The organism is Haloarcula sebkhae, from assembly GCF_014647415.1.
Taxonomy (GTDB): domain Archaea; phylum Halobacteriota; class Halobacteria; order Halobacteriales; family Haloarculaceae; genus Haloarcula; species Haloarcula sebkhae.
The window spans coordinates 13,826-32,669 of record NZ_BMPD01000008.1; the positions used below are offsets into that span (position 1 = coordinate 13,826).

Consider the following 18,844-nt stretch of genomic DNA (forward strand, 5'->3'; position numbering starts at 1 on the left):
GCCCGCTGAACCGCAGTCACCGGGTAGTTCATTCCAGTAGGGTCGCGATGAGGTCGTCCGCCGTCCGTCCCTCCCGCTCGGCCCGGAAATCCACGATAATCCGGTGCCGGAGCACAGGGGCGGCCAGCGCCTCAATGTCCTCGCCGGTGACGTGCGAACGGCCGTGGAGGAACGCCCGTGCCTTCGCCGTCTGGACGAGCGCCATGCTCGCCCGCGGGCTGGCACCGAACTCGATGTCGTCGGCCTCGCGGGTCCGACGGACGAGCTGGACCGCCCGGTCACGCAGATCGTCGGCGATGGGCATTTCGCGGACGAGTTGCTGAATCTCCTGAATCTCCGTGCGGGTCAGCGAGCGCTCGACGGGGACCTGTTCCGCGCCGGCGGTGTACATGTCGACGATGGTCCGCTCCTCGTCGTACTCCGGGTAGTCGACCAGCAGCTTCAGCATGAAGCGGTCGGTCTGGGCCTCCGGGAGCGCGTAGGTCCCCGACTGGTCGATGGGGTTCTGGGTGGCCAGGATGAAGAAGGGGCGCGGCAGTTCGTATGTCTCGCCCGCGGCAGTCACCTGTTTCTCCTGCATCGCTTCCAGTAGGGCGGCCTGTGTCTTCGGCGTCGCCCGGTTGATTTCGTCGGCTAGCACGACGTTGGCGAACACTGGTCCCTTCTCGAAGACGAACTCACGCCCGCTGTCGGTTTCGCGGATGATCTCGGTCCCGGTGATGTCGGAGGGCATCAGGTCCGGGGTGTTCTGAATCCGGGAAAACTGAAGGTCGGTCACCTCCGCGACGGTCCGGACCATCGTTGTCTTCCCCAGTCCCGGGTTCGATTCGAGCAGGGCGTTGCCGTCAGCCAGGATACAGATGAGCAGTTGCTCCAGTACCTCCTCCTGGCCAACGATCCGTGTGGCGATCTGTTCACGTGCGTTCGCGATCTTCTGCTGTAGTTCGTCGATGTCTTGCTCTGGGCTCATGGGTCGGTGTCCTCGTCGTCTGTGTCTCGGTCTCGAATCCTGAGATTGTACTCGCGGATGAGGTCCGCATCTTCGACTTCTTCCTGGCTGGCGAACCCGGCCTGCTGACTGTCGACCGTGCCGCCACCGCTCCCCGGCTCCCCGGCGTCCGGCGACGATGGGAACGACTGGTCCCGGTCGATTTCCTCCTCACCGCCAGTCGAATCGATCTCGGCGGTGAGGTTCTCGTCGCCGGCCTGCACGTCCTCGCTGTCGCCGAGTATCGCGTCGCCGTCTTCGAGCCCCTCGTACTCGCTGGGCCGGTCGTTCGGCGACTCCGTCTCGACCGGGTTGCGGTCGAGTAGGCCGATGTCGACGACGGCCACCTGCACTGTCGCCAGGCTCAGCAGGATAACGACGATAAGCGTGCCGAGCAGCCGCCGGCTATCGACGAGTGCGATGCTCGAACTCTGTTTCAACCCATCGAGAACATCCTCGTAGAGCCGGGCCGCCATCCGCGTTTCGGCCCCGTCCTCGACCGCGTCCCGGGCCGTTCGGAGCGCGTCGGTGACGTTCGCGTTTGCGGCCTCGAACTGCTCGACGAGCGGCTGGCGGACCCGGTGCAGGTACTCGCCGATGAACCAGACCCCCCCAACGGCGAGGCCGACGACTGCACCCGTGGGGAAGGTCAGCTTCGGTATCGAGCGGCCGACAGCTGCCCCGACCGGGTCCGTCACCGCCGCCGGAACTGACACCTGTGTCGGGAGTTCGGCCGGCGAGAGGACAGTCAGGAGGATGTTCACCAGGAGAAAGATCAGCACCGCGTCAACGACGGCGTAGACGAACGCCGCCTTCTTGCCCTCGCGTCTCACCTCGGCGATGGCGGCGGCCATTCGTTCGCGTGCTTGCGCCCGTCCGTTTTCAGACGGCTCCTCGACGCCGTTCTCTCCGGTGTCTGTGTCTGGTTCGTCCATCAGTAGCCCTCGCAGGTAGCTTTGTCCTGGTTCTCCGGCTGGCTACAGAGCGTCTCGATATCGTCTCGCAGCTCTTGGTTTTGGTTTTCGAGCTCCTCGATATCGTCTTCGAGCGTGGAGATCCGTGATTCCAGCCTGTCGATGTCGTCCTGCAGGTCGGACACTTTGTCCTCCAGTTCTGCACGCTCGTCCTCTAGCTCCTCGTTTTCGATCTCCAGATCCCCGATTGTCGATTCGAGGTCGTCGACCTCGTCTTGTAGGTCGTTTCGCTCGCTGCGAAGCTCTGACACCGTCCCCTCAAGCTCGTTGACGCGATCCTCCCTCTCGCGAAGCGATTGCCGGGTCTCCGCTAACTGGCTCTCTGTAGCGTTCAGTTGCTCTTCTGTCTGGTTCAGGTTGGTCGCGACTTGATCGACATCTTGCGACCGCGTCTCCAGTCGCTCTTCGAGTTCGTCGACGCGGGTCCGGGTAGATTCCAGGTTACTTCTGGTGTCGTCCAGATTCCCTCGAAGTTCGGCGTTTTCCTGTCTGAGATCCTGGTTCTGCGATCGTAGTTCGCTCGCGGAGTCCTGATACAGCACCGTTGTCCCGCCGGTGCCGACCATCGAGAGGAGGACGAACAATACGAGTCCGAGGTTGATTCGGCGGCCGATTGCGCTCACGGGAGACCACTCTCCAGGGAGGTGCGACCGCGGTACACTTGAACACGCCGGGCGACCACCTCGCCGGTGAACAGCAGGAGTGCGCCGAGCAGGGCAACCCAGTCCCAGGTGTCCCGAACGGTCCGGACCCGGGTGGACTTCTGCCGTGCCTCTCTGGCTATCTGTTCGCCCTGGCTCGGGCTGAAGGTCTGCCCGCTCGTCGTTTCGACGAGCGCATCGAGGCTGTCACTCGGGCCGAAGGACGCGTACTCGACGGGGTAGTTCGCCGCGTACTCGGTGTCGAGTGCGGTCTGATATCCTGCCTCCCGAGGCGTGAACTCGCCGCGATACCGGCCGTCGCCGATCTGGCGGAAGGAGATGTTCGCCGCCTCCGGGCGGCTATCGCCCCGGTACGTCAGCGTTGTCGGACGCCCCACACGGGCGTCACCGACCGCCGTGACGCCGGTCTGGGTTCGCATTGGATCGCCGACCGCGTAATTGACCGATTTCGTGACGACCAGCGAGTCCGGCCGGTCGAGCAGGCCGCCCATCGTGTTGTCCGAATCGTAGGCGGTAATAGAGACCACGCGGCCCAGCCCGAACCGCCAGGAGGTGATGGCCGGCTTCCCGTCCGCGGTGGCGACCTGATAGTCGGCACCGGGCTTGACCTGGACGTTGTTCGCCTGACCGGGATTGGCTGTCAGCTCGACGCCGGAGGTGATGAACGTGTCCTCTGTGACGATGGTGAGGTTCTCCCCCTGGTAGCGCCGCGAGGAGCCGCCAAAGAGGAGCCGCAGCCGCTCGGTCTCGTCGGCCGCGAAGTACGAGCCGCCGGACTCGCTGGCGATCTGGCGCATCGTCGGGACGCCGACCCGCTTGCCGACGCCGACCGAGACGACGCGCGTCCCTTCGCGGCCCAGCTGGTTGGCGACGGCTGCCGGCGGGCCGAGCTGGTCCTGACCGTCACTGAGGAGGATGATCGTCCCTTCGCGGTCGCCCAGCAGTTCGTCGGCTCCCTGAAGCCCAACAGCGATATCGGTCGCGCCACCGCTTTCCAGCCGGCGTATCTTGTCGGCAGTCTCCGCCCGGTTCTGGCCGAGTGCTTGCATCTCCGAGACGCGATATGCGTCGTGGTTGAATGCGACGACGCCCACCCGGTTCTCGTCGCCGAGCTGGTCGAGTACATCCAGCGCGACGGCTTTCTGTATCGAGAGGCCGCCCTCGGCGCTACCGGACACGTCGACGAGAATGACGATGTTCGACTCGCCGCCGGTCGCGTTCCCCACGCGGACCGGGAGCATTGAGGCCACCGAGGACGTTTCATACCCACCGTTCTCGTAGGCGTTGTCGCCGCCCGCGACGACCAGCCCGCCACCGTTGATGACGAAGTCCTGCAACGCGGTGGCGTTCCCGATATTGCCCGACGGCGTGTCTTGCATGACGACGGCGGCGTAGTCGTCGAGGTCCGCCGGAACCGACGAGGCCGTCGAGACGTTGTACAGCGAGTCGAGATAGTTTCGCAGCGGGTACTTGCCCTGTGAGACGTACAGCACGTCGGGCTGTTCGACGACGCGGACGCTCTTATAAAATACGTCGTTTCGCGCGTACTCGTCGTCGCCGGACAGCGTCGCAGTCACGCGGTGTGACCCGATTTCCTCGAACGTATGGTCGACGGTGAGCGTCCCGTCCGGTCGGAGTTCGCCTTCAGTGACCGTCTCGCCGTCGATGGTCACCTCGACGGGCACCGATTCGATGACACTCACGCCCTCCATCGAGACGGTGTACTGGGACTGGACGCCGCGGCTCACCGTCGACGGCCCCGCTATCGCTACGGCACGCTCGGTGCGTGGCGACTGCGGGGTGACGCTATGGACAGTCGCGTTGAGCCCGGCGGCGTCCTCGGCGGCCGTCGCCAGGCTTCGACCCTCCGTGACGCGCCCGTCGGAGACGACGACGACCGTTCCGTTCTCTTGAAGATTTGCCGCCACGCCGTCACCGATCCGCGAGTTCGACCCGCTGCCGATCGTCGCTCGCGTCACCGGAACCCCCTCGCCTTCGATGTCCTGTACCAGTTCGTCGGTCGTGTTCGGGTAGATGCCCATGCTCGCGGATTCGTCTGTCAGCAGTGTCACGCCCGGTTCGCCCGGCGTCTCGCGGGTCTGGACGGTGTATGGTTCCATCGCGCCGAGCACGAGCAGGCAGACGATGAGCACGCGGCTGGCGAGCAGGAGCCGGCGGCTCCGGTTCGAGGCCGATCGCGGCCCGCCGTCGCCGCGCCGGACCAGATATACGAGGAGGCCGACGGCGACCGGCAAGACGAGTAGCGGCCACAGGTGCTCGACGCCGACAGTGAGCCCCTCCGCGAGGGTGTATGAAACGGCCATCAGAGATCACCCCGTCGGCGCAGATAGCCGACCTCGGCCAGTGCGAGCACCAGCCCGCCCAGCGCGAAGTATTCGGTCAGCGGCTGTGGCACCGACCGCTGTTCGGTCCGGGTGAGGTTCCCGGCTGGTCCGGAGCGCCGGTCGAGCGTTTCGACGTTGGTGTTGGACTCGCCCTCGTCCAGCAGCGACGCGCTCACCTGCCGGCTCTCACTCCGATAGAGGCCGGCCCGCTGGAGCCGGACCGATGTCCCGGAGACACGGCCGGCCGGCCCCTCGACGGTGGTGTTACCGAACCGGACGGTCTCACCAGTCTCGTGGTTCAGCGCCGGGAGCTGTTCCCTGTCCGCGAGATAGTATACCGCCCGCTTCCAGAACACGGGGTACTGGTAGTTGAACTTGAAGCTGGACCGGTCCTCGATGTAGCCGTAGTACATGACGCGGCCACCGCTCCGGTCTTCGGTCGCGATGAGCGGCGTCCCGTCGCCCAGTTGCACCTGAGCCGACCCGGAGCGTAGCGAGCCGGAGATGTACTCGTCCGGCGGCTGGAAGTCGATGCCGCGGGTGAGCTGTGTCTGTGCCGTCTGGCCGACTGTCGCGCCCGCCCGGGTTTCGCCGGGTTCGATGAGGAGGAGATCCCGATACCGCTGTGGGAGGTTGTCCTGTGCCAGCACCGCGACGCCGCCACCGTCTTCGACCAGTTCGCGCCCGCTCTCGACGTTGCCGGGGAGCAGCGAACTCCGCTCGACGTTGCTGTACAGTATCACGTCGTAATCCCCCTGAATCGTCGTCGGCGGCTGTCTGACCGTCACGTTCACCCGGTCGACGACCGACAGCGCGGTGGTCAGGTACCGGTTCCGGTCGTTTGTCAGCACCAGTACGTCGACAGCCGCGTCCGCCGGCGCGGCGACGTAGACGCTGTCGTCAGTCGTGAAACTGTCGCCCGGGCTGAGTTGCGCCTCACTCCCGCCGGCCGGGACCGGTAGCGTCACAGAACCCACGTCGTCTGGCCCGAGCTGCAGTTCTCGCTGGGTGTTGCCGAGCCGGACGGTCCGGGTGACGGTCGAGTCGCCGTAGTTTTTCACCGACAGCGTTACCGCCGAGCCGGAGAACCGCCGGTCGATGAACCCGACGTTCGCGTCGCCCCCGCCGTCGAACTGCTGAAGATTGACGGAGAGGCCGCGCCCGCGCGCCGTCGTGACCGCCGTGGTCCACTCCTCACCAGCGAAGTCGCTCAGAACGACAATTCTGGCGTTTTCGCCGGCCAGCGAAGCCGCCTGCGAGATAGCGCCGCTGAGTTCCCCCGGCGTGTCCGTTGGCGTGAGTCCGTCTAGCGTTCCCTGTGCCGCTGTCGGCGTACCACGCTGGAGTACCACATCGCCACCGCTGGTCGTGGTGACGATAGATGTCGTCCCCGTCACCTCCTCCCGGGCGGCCGCGACGGCCCGCTGGAAGCGTGTCTGGCCGTCGGCGTCTGTCTGCATGGACGCGCTCGTGTCGACGACGATGACCGTTTCCTCAACCGTCGCCCGCTCGGAGACCGTAACATACGGTGTCGCCAGTCCGACCGCGAGCACCAGCACAACCAACACCTGTAACAGCAGGAGGAGGCTGCGTGAAATCCGTTCGAGAAACGGTGTCGCTGACTGCTGGCGCTCTCCGGCGACGAGAAACTGGAACGTCGGCAGCGTGAGTTCCTGTGGGTCCGGTCGAATGAGATACAGCACCACAATCGGCACCGCAAGAAGGAGGGCGGCCAGTCCCAGGGGGGCAAGCAAAACGTCCGAGAGGACCATTGTTGGTGTATCAGGCGGAGGCGGCATTTATCTTGTGAATCTGGTGACACCAAACTGTGGACATGACCACGACGCCGTCTCTCTGGGTCACGGTGGGGCACAGTTTATATCTGGAACCGTCGTGACTGCTGGGAGATATTTATACATGAACGTTCGGGACGAACATGTCGCCGTCTGCCGATTACAGTGAGAATTGACAAAATGTATTTAAGTGAACGACGGAGAGGTGCAAACAGGATGGACCAAGCCGAGAGCGGGCGTACAGGGACGACAACGGGTACCGCAACCGAACGGCCCCTCAAGATCCTGTTCGAAATTGAGCTGCCCGATAACTGTTCGTGTCCACTCTCGGATCCGGACGCAGACATCGAGAGCGTTCACAACCAGATCGACGACGGAATCTGCCACGCAGAAATGACTGTCTCCGATGAAACCGGTACTGCGCGGGTCCTTCATTCGACAAATCAGGTCGGGGACGGCTGCCTCTGTCTCGCGTTTGGCGAGGTCGGGTGTGTGCCACGAACCCGACGCGTAGACGGTGACACCCTCTTCATCGAAACGTACGTCTCAGACCGGAGCGTCATCAGCGAGCTCGTCGAGCAGTTGCAATCAGCGGCCGAACGAGTCCGTTTGCGACGGCTGACATCCCGGCAGGACGACGAGACGGAGTCGGAGCCTGCGACTGTCGACCTCTCCTGTCTCACGACAAAACAACGGGAAGCGGCGATACTCGCGGTCGACGAAGGCTACTACCGGCAGCCCCGACAGACGACCCTCGACGAACTCGCATCGACACTGGACATCTCGAAATCGGCACTCTCTCAGCGCCTCAACGCAGTCGAATCGAAACTCGCGACGGCTGCCTTCGACCCGTAAATTTGTTTCTTCGGCCGGAAACCGCGTTTCCCGACACAGCATCGGTTTGTCGGCGACACCGTGAGTGCGAACGGACTGGCGCGGTCCGCAGCCGTACTTAAACCGCTTCATAATACAGCGCGCTTCCTACCGAGTTCCGAGAGGAATCGACAACTAGAGCCATGAATAACCCACAGGAGCCGAGATTGACGCCGATTGATGAGTGGGAAGATGAAGCAACAGCGATGCTTGACGGCGTCGACTACGATACTGATTTGGGACTACGGATGGCTCGTGACGCGATTCGTGTCTCGAACGGGGAACTGAGCGACGCCGAATTCCACGAAAAGTACCACGAGGAGGTACTGGCGGAGTTCGGTGAAGACGAGCGGCCGACCAAACCCGAGGGATTCGACGATGACTGACAACGATGGCCTGTACCGGCGCGATGTACTGAAAGCCGGAGGCGCGGCTGCTGCACTCGGTCTCGGCGGCGGCGAGTTCCTCCAGGGACTGGCCGAACGCGGAGACGAAACGGCGGCGTCAAAACGCGACCCGGGTATTGAGAGCTACGTCGGGCAAAACGACGTCATCCAGACCGTCTGCTCGCCGAACTGCCGCGGGAAGTGTCCCATCGACGTCCACGTCCGCGACGGACAGGTGAAGAAGGTCGAGCCACATCCGCCGGAAGACGAGCAGTACAAGCGGGCCTGTGTCCTCGGACTCTCGCACACCCAGCGCGTGTACGACCCAACGAGGCTGAAATACCCGATGAAGCGCACAGACTGGTCGCCCGACGAGCCAAACCCCGACGGACGCGGCCCGGATGCCGAGTTCGAGCGCGTCTCCTGGGACGAGGCGCTCGATCTGGTCGCCGACAAGATGCAGTCGTTGAAGGCAGATTTCGGCCCGGAAAGTGTTCTCTTCCATGTGGGATTCGGGAATTACGGACAGTCCGGACAGGCGTTCAGTCGCCTGGCCTCCCTGTTCGGCTCAACCCAGCCTGCGTCCACAATTGATACCAACGTTGGCCGCGGATTCAACCGGGTCACTGGGACTGGCTTCTACTTACCCTCGACGAACGAATCCGAGGACTGGGAGAACGCAAACACCATCATCGTCTGGGGGTCGGATATCTTCTCCAGCCAGTTCCAGATGGACGCCTCGAAGGTGCTCGATGCTGTTGAGAACGGAGCGAAGCTCGTCGTGGTCGACCCGGTGTACACGACGACAGCGTCGAAAGCCGACCTGTGGCTCCCGGTCAAGCCCGGGAAAGACGTGCATCTCGCGCTTGCGATGATGCACACCGTCTTCGAGGACGGGACGTACGACGAACAGTTCCTCCGGAAGCGTACAACGGGCCCGGCACTGGTTCGGAAAGACACCGGCACCCTGCTCAAGTCGAGCACCGTCTTTGAGGACGGCAGCGACGACAAGGTGGTCGCTGTCGAACAGGGCAGCAACACGCCGGTCGAACTCGAACCTGAGACCGACGGCCCCTATGCCCTCTTCGGAGAGTACACCGTCGACGGCATCGAATGTGAGACAGCACTGACCCGACTCCGAGACCACGTGGCCGACTACGCCCCTTCGAAAGTCGCGGAGCAGACCGGTGTCGATGCGGAGAACATCCGCACTGCAGTTCGGTGGCTGGCGACTCGTGGTCCCGGTGGCATCGCTCCAAGTTACGCTCTCGGGCGATACAAACACGGGCACATCTTCGGCCAGACCTATGCGATGCTGATGGGGCTGACCGGAGACTACGGTCAGCACGGAAACATCCACGCGCACCACTCCGGCGGTGCGACGCTCAGTACCGGCGGCTGGAGTACTCCCGAAGACGCCGACCCTGGACCATCGGTGCGCTTCTCCGACTACCCGGACGCGATGATCGACGGTGACCCGCACAAGATCAGGGCCGCCTACTCGATCGAGTCGAACATGATGGGCAACCAGTTCCCGGACCGGCAACGGTTCAGAGAGGCTATCAAGAGCCTCGAGATGTACGTCGTCGCAGACATGCACCACACGGATACGGTCCAGCATGCGGATATCATCCTCCCGGTCCCACACTGGTTCGAACAGGAGGACATCGTTTCCAGCTGGGGGTCACACCCACACATCAGCTATCGACACAAAGTTCAGGAGCCAATGTGGGAGGCCAGAGACGACTACTACGCGATTCGCGGGCTTGCGGAGCGACTCGGATTCGGAGATTATTTTCCGGAGACAAAACGCGAACTGCTCCGGGAACTCGCCAGCCGGGACGACGCCATCGACTTCGAAACGCTGTCCGAGCAGGGGACACAGAAGAAGCAGAACATTCCCATCGTCAAGTTCACCGATGCGTTCCCCACTGACACGGGGCGAATCAAGATGTACGATGATGACGCCCCGAGCGAGGAGGGCGTGACGTTCGACCTCCCGCGGCCACTCGAAGACCGGACGGCCGACGACTACGAGAAGGCCGACGAGTACCCGCTGATGTTCATGCAGAAGCACAGTCGGTTCCGCATCCACTCACAGTACGAGATGCTGAACTGGGTGCGTGAGGTCAACCCCGAACCGCAGCTGGACATCCATCCGTCGGATGCGAAGGCTCGCGGTATCGAGGACGGCCAGTACGTCCGCGTGTACAACGACCGCGGCGAGATGATTGTGAAGGCGAAGTACAACGAGGCGTTCCAGCCTGGGCTGGTAAACACTGACCAGGGATGGTGGTCACGTGACTACCTCAAGGGTCACCACAACGACCTCACGCACAACGAGGTCAGTGAAATCGGCCAGACAATGTCGTTCTACGATGTCCGCGTCGCCGTCGAGCCGGCTCCCGACGACCTCGACACGGAGAAGTACGAAACGGACAACCCGCGTGGGACTGGCGCTGAAACATCACGTGCAGGAGGTGACTAACGATGACAAACTATGGCCTCGTAATCGACCAGGAGCGGTGTATCGGCTGTCAGGCATGCGCAGTGTCGTGTAAACAGGAGAACAACGTCCCGATGGGGCAGTTCTGGAACCGCGTCCTGACGGAGGGTGGCGACAAGATCGACACTCCGTCCGGTGGCTACCCAGAGGACGGCGGCAGTGGCTCGCTGGACATGCAGTACCAGCCGACGGCGTGCCAGCACTGCGAAAACGCGCCCTGCGTGAAGGTCTGTCCGGTCAACGCGACGTACACACGGGACGACGGAATCGTCGAAATCGACTACGACAAATGCATCGGCTGTCGCTACTGTATGGCCGCCTGTCCGTACAACGCGCGGGTGTTCAACTGGGACGAACCCGACCATATGCCCGAGGAAGGAACGGGCGACGTTGCTGCCCGGCCACAGGGCGTCGTCGAGAAGTGTACGTTCTGTAGCCATCGCGTCGACGAGGGACTCGACCCGGCCTGCGTCGTCAACTGCCCCGCCGACGCACGCATCTTCGGTGACCTCGACGACGAGGGGAGTACTGTCTCGAAATACATCAACGAGTACGAGACGGACCAGCTCCTCGAAGATCGTGGGACGAACCCGAAGACGCACTACATCAGCGGCGAGATGAGCCCCGGTCGGCCACAGACGTCGGATAAAATGGAGAGCGAACTCGATGACGTCTCTCCGTGGTCCGATGGATCAGAGGACGTGCCAGCTGAGGCCAGTGAAAGTGACAGCAGTGGCTCGGGTGGAAGCCACCACTCTATCGAGGGTGATGCAGCTCCACACGTCCCAGCAGTGGGGTCCGGAGGTGACGACTGATGGCTGCTGACTCATCCCGAATCGCGATTCCGGCCTTCGGAACGAAAGGAAAGCTGTGGCTCGGGCTGCTCGCGACCGTCATAGTCGCTGGACTGGCAGCCTGGGGCTACCAGCTCACGACGGGGCTTGTGGCTACGGGGATGCGCAACGTCTTCTCGTGGGGGCTGTACATCATGATGTTCGTCCTGTTCGTCGGGTTATCTGCTGGGGGACTCATTATCTCCAGCGCACCGAAGTTCTTCCACTCACACCGCTACGAAGGGTTCGCACGACTCGGGGTGCTGGTCAGCCTCGCCTGTATCACCGTCGCAGGCCTGCTCATCCTCCCGGACATCGGGCGGCCCGAGCGGCTCTACCAGTTCTTCACCTCGCCGGACTTCCGCTCGCCGATGGTGTGGGACTTCGGCATCGTCATCCTCTATGGCGTGCTAAACCTCTGGTATCTGTGGCTCCTGACGCGCCGTGACCTGGCTGCGCGGGGGTCGCCGCTCGCACTGGGTGTCGATGACACCGCCGACGGACGTGAGCGCGACCGCACGCTCATGTTCTGGACCGCCGCACTCGCACTCCCGACTGCGGTCGCCCTCCACTCCGTGACCGGGTGGATCTTCGCGACGCAGATCGGGCGTGGCGACTGGTTCAGCCCCCTCGTCGCACCGGTGTTCATCGCCAAGGCGCTCGTCTCCGGCCTCGGATTGTTGCTGGTCGTGTCAGTACTCGCAGACCGGCTTACGAACTACGAGGTCGACCGCGAGGAACTCACAAGTCTCGGCAAGATACTCGGCGTCTTCCTCGCGCTTCATGTGGTGTATCTGCTCGCGGCGGAACGACTGCCCCACGCTTGGGCGAACCACTTCGAGTTCTGGGCCATCACCAGTGGCTTCCTCATCGGCGAGTCCGTCTACTTCTGGCTCTGGACCGTTGTCGGCGGCGCAGTCCCGCTTGTCATGCTGATGACTCCATCGCTCCGGAAGCGCGTGTCGGTCATCTTCACCGCGAGCCTTCTCGCGGTCTTCGGCACGATGTTCGAAGGGGTCCGACTGGTGTTTACAGGATACGAGGTCGCTAACATCGACCTCCCACCGGGCATCTCGCTCGGTGGCGAGTACGCCGGCATCACGACAGACATCTGGGCGACCGCGGGGGCCTACACCCCGACGCTAGTCGAGGTGGTTGTCACCCTCGGTATCGTCGCCTTCGGTGCGCTCATCGTTACGCTCGGCCTGAAGTATGTCCCGATCCAGCGAGTCGACGGACAGTACGCGACTGATGGCGGCACAAAGGAACGACAATGACTGGACAGACTGATACCCCCACCACACGCGAGCAGTCACCCGAGTGCGACACTGGAAGCGATGGGTTTCGGTCGGACGCCGCGGCGACCTACGCCGTCCTGGCCGAATGCTGGCGAGAACCGACCGAGCAACTGACCGAAGCCATTGAGGCCGGTGAGTTGGCTCCGGTAGTCGGTGACATCGGCTCGGCCGACCGCCATCGTCTCAGGACCGAGTACACCCGACTGTTCATCGGTCCAGCGGGACCGCCGTGTCCCCCCTACGAGAGCGTCTATCGTGACGGTGAGGACCCGGATGCACTCGGCCCGGTCAAGGGTCCAGCCACGACGGCCGTCGTGCGCTGGTACAGGGAGTTCGGCGTCCAGCCCGCGGCGGCCCATTCGGACCTCCCGGACCACATCGCCACGGAACTGGAGTTCGCCGCCTACCTCGCGGAAGCGGGCTTCGACGAAGAGCTCGACCAGTTCTTCGAGGAACACCTCGCTGTCTGGGCTGACGAGTTCCTCAGGCAAGTCGAGACAGAGACACGGGAACCGTTCTACGCGTCGCTGGCAACGACGACCCGAGAGATACTCTTTCAGTAGCGGCTCACCGGGGCGTTCCCCGGGTTTGTCGCGGCGGTCGACTGTCTCTTCACCCCAATACGCGCTCAAAAGCGTCTACGCACCGACCACCATCTCGACGAGCACGGGATACAGCTCCCGCAGGCGGTCGCACAGTGGTCACAGGGATGAAGCCCAGCGGATGCAGGAATGGGGCATGACAGACGAGAAGCCGGAACTGCGGGCCGTCCTACTGTGCGTCGCGTCGCTCCCACGCCTGTACCGTCGGGAGCGACCACCCGCGGCCGATTCCCAGCCCCCGGGCCAACAGCACCGCGAGTGCGCACCCGGCCGATGCCACGCTGACGCTGACGCCAATCTGCGCCAGCGCCCAGAAGGCGAGGCCGCCGATAACAGCACAGGACGCGTAGAAGTCCTCGCGGAGAATAAAGGGCGTCCGGCCCAACAGCAGGTCCGAGATCGCGCCGCCGCCCGCCGCGTTGACTGTCGCCAGCGCGACGACGGCGAACACCGGGAGGCCGGCCTGCTGGCCCAGCAGCGCCCCAGTGGTCGAGAATGCGGCCAGCCCGATGGCGTCGGCCGTCAGGACCACCGGGTGCTGGTGGCCGTCGTCGAGGAAATGCACGAACAACACGGCGGCGGTGACACCAAGCAGCGACAGGGCGACTTCGCCGGGCGACTGCAGGGAGTTCGGCACTCTGTTCAACAGCAGGTCCCGCGTCGTCCCGCCACCCAGCGCCGTCATCACGCCGACGACCGTGACACCGAACACATCGTAGCGCTCTTCGATGGCTTTCGCCGCGCCGACGAATGCGAACCCGACCAGCCCGATAGCGTTCATCACCGCAAACGCGTCGGTCACGCTGCCCCTCCACCCTGTCGGGATCTGCCACGTGACCGACCGCGCGCCAGTCGACCCGCTGCGACGAGTATAGCGGTCATTACCGTGTTACTACGGGTGCGGACAATTATGCCTTTAGACCTGCGCTGGCGGCGTGCTACTATTTGTCACTGCTTACTGCCAGCGACCATACCTATGGCTTGACTGTCTCCAGCACCCAGGCCTCGGGTGTCTCCCGGCGGACATCGAACGGGTCGAAGGCCTCGCGTGGGGCTTCCGCGAGCTGGCCCAGGAATTGTCCGACCGGCGTCGGATCGCGGTCGCTGACGAGGACGAACGGCTCGCCGCTGTCCAGCGCGGTGAACTGGTCTCGAACCAGATCCTTGCGTTCCTGTGGCGGCAGGCCCTGGATATCGACCGTGGGTTCGACCGACACCTCGCCTGCGGTGTCGAGGGCGGACTCGACGGCGTCCCCGAGGTCGCTGACAGTATCTGGCACGTCGCCGGGTGCTGGCGTCCCCTGCAGGTCGTGTGAGAACGGGAGTTCGGCCAGGACCTCCGCATCGAGGTCTCCTAGCGCGTCGCCGGTGAACAGGTCGTTCGGTTCGCCACAGCAGTCACAGACGTACTCGGCCATGTTGACGACGGTCCCCAGCACCGGCACGTCGTTGTCGCGGAACAGCTCGACGGTTCGGCTGGTGTCGCTGACGCTCGCGTGAAATGGCGTCGTCACGACGACCACACCGTCGACGGGGACCTCCTGCAGCGTCGTCAGCACCACGTCGCCCGTCCCTGGTGGCAGGTCGAGCACCAGTATCTCGTCGTTTCGCCAGGCGGTGTTCTCGAATAGGTCATCGAGCGCGTCGTGGGCCATCGCGCCGCGCCAGGCCAGCGGCGCGCCGCTTTCCATCAGGCCAACGCTCATCACATCCATGTCGCCAGCCCGGACCGGGAGCGGGTCGCCCTCTTCGCTGGAGTGGACCGGCCCGCTCACATCCAGCAGTTCGGGCACGTTGGGTCCGTGGATGTCGGCGTCGAACAGCGCCACGGCGTTGTCCGCGGCCAGCGCACAGGCCAGATGCGTGGCGACCGTCGACTTGCCGACGCCGCCTTTCGCGCTGGCGACGGCCACGACGTGGTCGAACGACGCGACGCCGCTTTGCCCCTCGCTCGACGGTGTCGTCCGCTCGACGTGGACGCTCTCGACGCCGTCCACGTCGTCGACCGCGTGGAGCATCGCCTGAACGACCTGCGTACTTGTCCCGCCGTCCAGCGCGGTCAGGTCGGCCTCGATGGTCACGTCGCCGTCGGTCGCGTCGATGTTCTCGACGAAGCCCGCGTCGAACACGGAGAGGTCGGCGTTCGGGTCGCGCACGTCTCGCAGTGCGGCTTCGATACGGTCGGTCAGTGTGGTGGGCGTTCCGTCAGTCATCGTCAGAGGTCGGGCATCCGATTGAGTCTGTCTTCGCCGGGTAGCAGCCGGGCGTCGTTCTCCAGCGCGCCGCCGAACTGCCGTCGGAACCGTCCGGGGTCCACGTCAAGCGACCGCTCGGCGGTCTGGCGGACCACGGTGGCCGGGTCGTCGGTGAGTTCGCGCAGTCGCTCGCGGGCGCGGTCGTCGTCGACGCCGCCCAGCATGTGGGCGGCCCACTCGCGGACCCGCTCGCTGTCGTCGTGGCTCTGTTCCAACAGCAGGTCGGCCATCGCCTCGCCGCGGAGTTTGAACAGCGAGATAGCTGCGTTGCGCCGGACCGCGTGGTGGTCGTCATCCATAGCGGCCACGATATCGTCCTCGTGGGCCTCGCGGTCGACGTTGTCGAGTGTGACGACGGCTTCCGCTCGGACCCACGGGTCGGGGTCGTCGAGCAGTTCCACCGCCACCGCTGCGGCCCGCTCGCTGCCGTGGGCCGTCAGCGCCTCGACAGCGAACTGGCGCACGTCGCTGTCGTCGTCGGTCGTCGCAGCGCGGGCCAGCGCCGCCACGATTTCGTCCGTCGTCGCCCGGTCTTTGAGTTCGAGAGCGGCGCGTCGGCGGTCGGTCTTCTCGCCGTGTTCGATGTCCGAGAGCAGCGACGCCACCGCGTCGTCCTCGACGGGTTCCGTGTCGCTGGCGGCCAGTTCCTCCGGCGTGGCCTCGCCGATTGTCACGTCCTCGCGGGACACCTCGATGTCTTCCAGCGCTTCGATGTCGGTGTGTAGGCCCGGGCTGCGCTCGGGGTCCAGTTGCGGGTCCGGGTCCTCTTCGAGGTGCTTCTCGAACTCGTCGTTGTCGTGACACCCCGTCATTGTGCTCCCTCCTGTGCGGTGAGCACGGCGATGCCGAGCGCGAACGGGAGCGCACGAGGGAGCGAGGCCGGAACGCCCGCAAACGCGACCAGCGCGACGCCGGCGAGCAGCGGCCACCGCCGCGTTCGGCTGGCCGCGCTGGCCGTCGTCACCGCACCGGCAGCGGCCAGTGCGATGACCGGCAGACTCGTTCCGACGACGCCGGTTCCCGTGAGCGTGACCGCGCCCGTAACGAACGGGACGGCGCGACCGACGCTCAGGACGACGGCGAAGGCGGCGAGGCCGCCGATTACTGTGCCCCAGTCTGCCGCTGACAGCGAGGGCCAGTTCGTCGCGGCGAACGCCGGCGTTGACGCGATGCCGAGTAGCGCCACGGTGGAGGCCACCGATCGGAGGCCAGTCCAGCCGCCGACGCCGCTCGCTAGTCCGATGCTCAGCGCTGCGACGAGCAGGGCGGCCGCGGCGGTAGAGGTGAGGTCTAGCCGTCGGCCCGCGACGGCGGCGACGGTCGCCGTCCCGAGGACGATTGCGGCGGCCGCGGGCAACACCGCTGCGCTACTGAGCAGCGACAGCAGGCCGAACACGCCGGTGAACAGCAGGCCGATGCCGGTGTGCGGGTCGGCGTCGGTGACGGCCACGGCGATCGCCGCGGCGGCGACGACGACCGTTGACACCCCTGTCGCCAGGCCGGGCGAAATCGGGACGCCGCCGTACCCCGGTGCGTTGACGAACAGGACGGCGAAGTACCGGGCGGCGACCGCGACGGCCGCAGCGCCGACCGCCAGGTCCGCGGCCGAATGGCTTCCGCCGTGTAGCAGCGGTCTGACCCGTTGCTGTAGCGCCGCCGTCATCGCTCGCCCTCCAACTGTTCCGCGAGGTCGTTGCGGTCGGCCCGGACGAACGCCTCCAGCAATTCGCCGAAGGCGCCGTAGATGTCGGTCCCTGGCTCGTCAGCCAGTCGGTCCGCGACGCCGGCCGCTGCGTGGCCGAGGTGCCGGTCGTGGAAGTCCAGCCGAGCGATCGCGGCGTCCTCGCCGACGGCGGCTTCACGGCGGGACAAATAGCCCGCGAACTCCAGCTCGTAGGTCAGCGCGTCGTGGTTGTCCCGCTCGTCCTGGTCGATTTCCAGGCCGTAGTGGCTGTAGGCTCGCGAGAGGTCGAGGTTCACGTCGTTCCAGGAGTGATCCTCCCGGTACTTGGACTCGTACAACGGGACCGGCGGTCCCTCCGCTTCGAGCGAGCCGTCGGTCCGGTCCGTGTACTCGCTGTAGCCGAGTTCGAAGATGTCGTTGTAGCGGGCCGCGAGCGTCTCGTAGTCGTCCTCGGTGGTCAGTGACGGGACGGTCACGCCAAGGCCCGTCTGGTCGAGACACGCTCTCAAATCGGCTTCCAGTGTCCCGTCGGCTGCCGCGCTGTGGAACGATTCCTCGGGGTACTCGAACGCTTTCGCGAGCGTCGCGTACACTGCACCGCGGGCGGCGGCGTCCTCGTCGAGGTCGTCCATCGGGTCAGTTGGCGTGGTCGCCATTACTCGGCCCCCCGCGTGCGGTAGATGCCGAAGCTGGTGACGCCGACGACAGCGACGATGGCGATGCCGGCGAGGGTCCACAGTAGCGTCTCGTAGGGCGGACCTTGCGGGCCGCCGCTGAACGGGTAGTAATGCCACTCGCTGACCGCCTTCTGTCCCGACCGCTCGCCGTTAGAGCCGTTCCAGACGGCGAAGGCCACGTCAAGGTCGCCGTCGGTCCGCAGGTCGGTCCGGTTCTCGCTTGGTGCGTCAAGCTGGCGCGAGTAGACTACCGTCCAGGTGGCGTTCCCACCCGTACCGCTGTGACTCGCGTTCGCCTGCACGGTCGGGTTCTGGAACGGCGTGGTCGAGCCAGCGCCGCCGGCCAGCAGTTCCTGCGTCCCGGTCGACCCGCTCCAGTACCAGACGTTGACGCGGTTGTCGGGGCCGCCCATCGCTATCGGCGGCCGAGAACTCGTGTTGACCGGAAACTGGACCGCGACCGCGTCGGCGAACTGCCGGGGGGTGCTGGCGTTCGTGTCCCGGGTCGCGTCCTGCCACTCCAGGCGGACGTACAGCCGCTGGTCAGTGCGAGCCGCCTGTACGTCGACCGTCTCGATGGACGTGTCGTCGGCGTTCGGGACGCTACTCGGCGCGCTCGAAAGCGGCACGTCCGAGGCCGGGACCTCTGCCCAGCCGTCGGCGTCTGGCTCGGCGAGGTCAGCCGTCGATACCTCCGAAACCGGAATCTCGTGTGCTGGCCGGGCGCTCACCATCGGTGCAGCCACCGTCGAAACGACAATGAGCCCCGCCAGCACCGCCGTGAGTGTGATCGTACGTCGGTGGTCAGGCATCGTTGACCACCCCCTGAGCACGCTCCGGCGCGGCCAACTGGGGCCGCTCGCGGGCATCGCCCGCTCGCGTTTCCGAGCCGCGTAGCGGCTCGCTACTCATCGTCGAACACCGCTGGCGTATTCGCCAGCGTATTCGAACTCGCTCACTACGCTCGC

The 18,844-nt window shown here is 65.0% G+C and carries 17 protein-coding genes; 6 read left to right on the plus strand and 11 right to left on the minus strand.

Annotation, left to right across the window (positions count from 1 at the left end; all coding sequences use genetic code 11):
• Window positions 1–28: 28 nt before the first annotated feature.
• The 5 genes from IEY38_RS18035 to IEY38_RS18055 are packed head-to-tail and all read right to left on the minus strand — an operon-like array spanning window position 29 to window position 6,741.
• A complete protein-coding gene (locus tag IEY38_RS18035) occupies window positions 29–970 on the minus strand; it encodes an AAA family ATPase (RefSeq protein ID WP_188979966.1) in 942 nt (313 codons plus the stop codon).
• The gene (locus tag IEY38_RS18040; protein ID WP_188979968.1) at window positions 967–1,923 is read right to left on the minus strand and encodes a DUF7502 family protein; all 957 of its coding nucleotides are present in this window, start codon (window positions 1,921–1,923) and stop codon (window positions 967–969) included. The genes IEY38_RS18035 and IEY38_RS18040 overlap by 4 nt, the downstream gene beginning before the upstream one ends.
• Window positions 1,923–2,585, minus strand: coding sequence for a chromosome partitioning protein (locus IEY38_RS18045; protein ID WP_188979970.1), 663 nt, complete (start codon window positions 2,583–2,585; stop codon window positions 1,923–1,925). Before IEY38_RS18045 ends, IEY38_RS18040 begins: the two co-directional genes overlap by 1 nt.
• Window positions 2,582–4,948 carry a VWA domain-containing protein gene (locus IEY38_RS18050; RefSeq protein ID WP_188979972.1) on the minus strand — a complete coding sequence of 789 codons (2,367 nt, stop codon included), beginning with the start codon at window positions 4,946–4,948 and terminating at the stop codon, window positions 2,582–2,584. The genes IEY38_RS18045 and IEY38_RS18050 overlap by 4 nt, the downstream gene beginning before the upstream one ends.
• On the minus strand, window positions 4,948–6,741 hold the full coding sequence (locus tag IEY38_RS18055) for a vWA domain-containing protein (protein WP_188979975.1): 1,794 nt from the start codon (window positions 6,739–6,741) through the stop codon (window positions 4,948–4,950). Before IEY38_RS18055 ends, IEY38_RS18050 begins: the two co-directional genes overlap by 1 nt.
• A gap of 237 nt (window positions 6,742–6,978) precedes the next feature.
• On the opposite strand from IEY38_RS18055, the gene IEY38_RS18060 reads away from it, so the two are divergent.
• The 6 genes from IEY38_RS18060 (at window position 6,979) to IEY38_RS18085 (ending at window position 13,221) form a co-directional block, all read left to right on the plus strand.
• Window positions 6,979–7,617: a helix-turn-helix domain-containing protein gene (locus IEY38_RS18060; protein WP_188979976.1), complete on the plus strand. Its 639-nt coding sequence runs from the start codon at window positions 6,979–6,981 to the stop codon at window positions 7,615–7,617.
• A gap of 161 nt (window positions 7,618–7,778) precedes the next feature.
• A complete protein-coding gene (locus IEY38_RS18065) occupies window positions 7,779–8,021 on the plus strand; it encodes a 4Fe-4S ferredoxin N-terminal domain-containing protein (RefSeq protein ID WP_188979978.1) in 243 nt (80 codons plus the stop codon).
• Window positions 8,014–10,509, plus strand: coding sequence for a molybdopterin-dependent oxidoreductase (locus tag IEY38_RS18070; RefSeq protein ID WP_188979980.1), 2,496 nt, complete (start codon window positions 8,014–8,016; stop codon window positions 10,507–10,509). The genes IEY38_RS18065 and IEY38_RS18070 overlap by 8 nt, the downstream gene beginning before the upstream one ends.
• Before the next feature lie 2 nt (window positions 10,510–10,511).
• Complete coding sequence (gene dsrO, locus IEY38_RS18075; RefSeq protein ID WP_188979982.1) at window positions 10,512–11,342, plus strand: sulfate reduction electron transfer complex DsrMKJOP subunit DsrO; 831 nt, start codon at window positions 10,512–10,514, stop codon at window positions 11,340–11,342.
• On the plus strand, window positions 11,342–12,637 hold the full coding sequence (gene nrfD, locus IEY38_RS18080; RefSeq protein ID WP_188979985.1) for an NrfD/PsrC family molybdoenzyme membrane anchor subunit: 1,296 nt from the start codon (window positions 11,342–11,344) through the stop codon (window positions 12,635–12,637). The genes dsrO and nrfD overlap by 1 nt, the downstream gene beginning before the upstream one ends.
• Window positions 12,634–13,221: a TorD/DmsD family molecular chaperone gene (locus IEY38_RS18085; RefSeq protein WP_188979987.1), complete on the plus strand. Its 588-nt coding sequence runs from the start codon at window positions 12,634–12,636 to the stop codon at window positions 13,219–13,221. The genes nrfD and IEY38_RS18085 overlap by 4 nt, the downstream gene beginning before the upstream one ends.
• A 208-nt stretch (window positions 13,222–13,429) precedes the next feature.
• Here IEY38_RS18085 and IEY38_RS18090 read toward each other — a convergent pair whose 3' ends face one another.
• From IEY38_RS18090 to IEY38_RS18115, 6 genes are all read right to left on the minus strand, one after another.
• On the minus strand, window positions 13,430–14,062 hold the full coding sequence (locus IEY38_RS18090; RefSeq protein WP_326838527.1) for a trimeric intracellular cation channel family protein: 633 nt from the start codon (window positions 14,060–14,062) through the stop codon (window positions 13,430–13,432).
• A 172-nt stretch (window positions 14,063–14,234) separates the two neighbouring features.
• A complete protein-coding gene (locus IEY38_RS18095; protein WP_188979989.1) occupies window positions 14,235–15,473 on the minus strand; it encodes a P-loop NTPase in 1,239 nt (412 codons plus the stop codon).
• 2 nt (window positions 15,474–15,475) lie between these two features.
• Window positions 15,476–16,327, minus strand: a complete 852-nt coding sequence (locus IEY38_RS18100) for a HEAT repeat domain-containing protein (protein ID WP_188979991.1) — start codon at window positions 16,325–16,327, stop codon at window positions 15,476–15,478.
• The gene (locus tag IEY38_RS18105; protein ID WP_188979993.1) at window positions 16,324–17,178 is read right to left on the minus strand and encodes a phosphate ABC transporter permease; all 855 of its coding nucleotides are present in this window, start codon (window positions 17,176–17,178) and stop codon (window positions 16,324–16,326) included. The genes IEY38_RS18100 and IEY38_RS18105 overlap by 4 nt, the downstream gene beginning before the upstream one ends.
• Complete coding sequence (locus IEY38_RS18110; RefSeq protein ID WP_188979995.1) at window positions 17,175–17,855, minus strand: molecular chaperone TorD family protein; 681 nt, start codon at window positions 17,853–17,855, stop codon at window positions 17,175–17,177. Before IEY38_RS18110 ends, IEY38_RS18105 begins: the two co-directional genes overlap by 4 nt.
• The gene (locus IEY38_RS18115) at window positions 17,855–18,688 is read right to left on the minus strand and encodes an ethylbenzene dehydrogenase-related protein (protein ID WP_188979997.1); all 834 of its coding nucleotides are present in this window, start codon (window positions 18,686–18,688) and stop codon (window positions 17,855–17,857) included. Before IEY38_RS18115 ends, IEY38_RS18110 begins: the two co-directional genes overlap by 1 nt.
• Window positions 18,689–18,844: the final 156 nt, after the last annotated feature.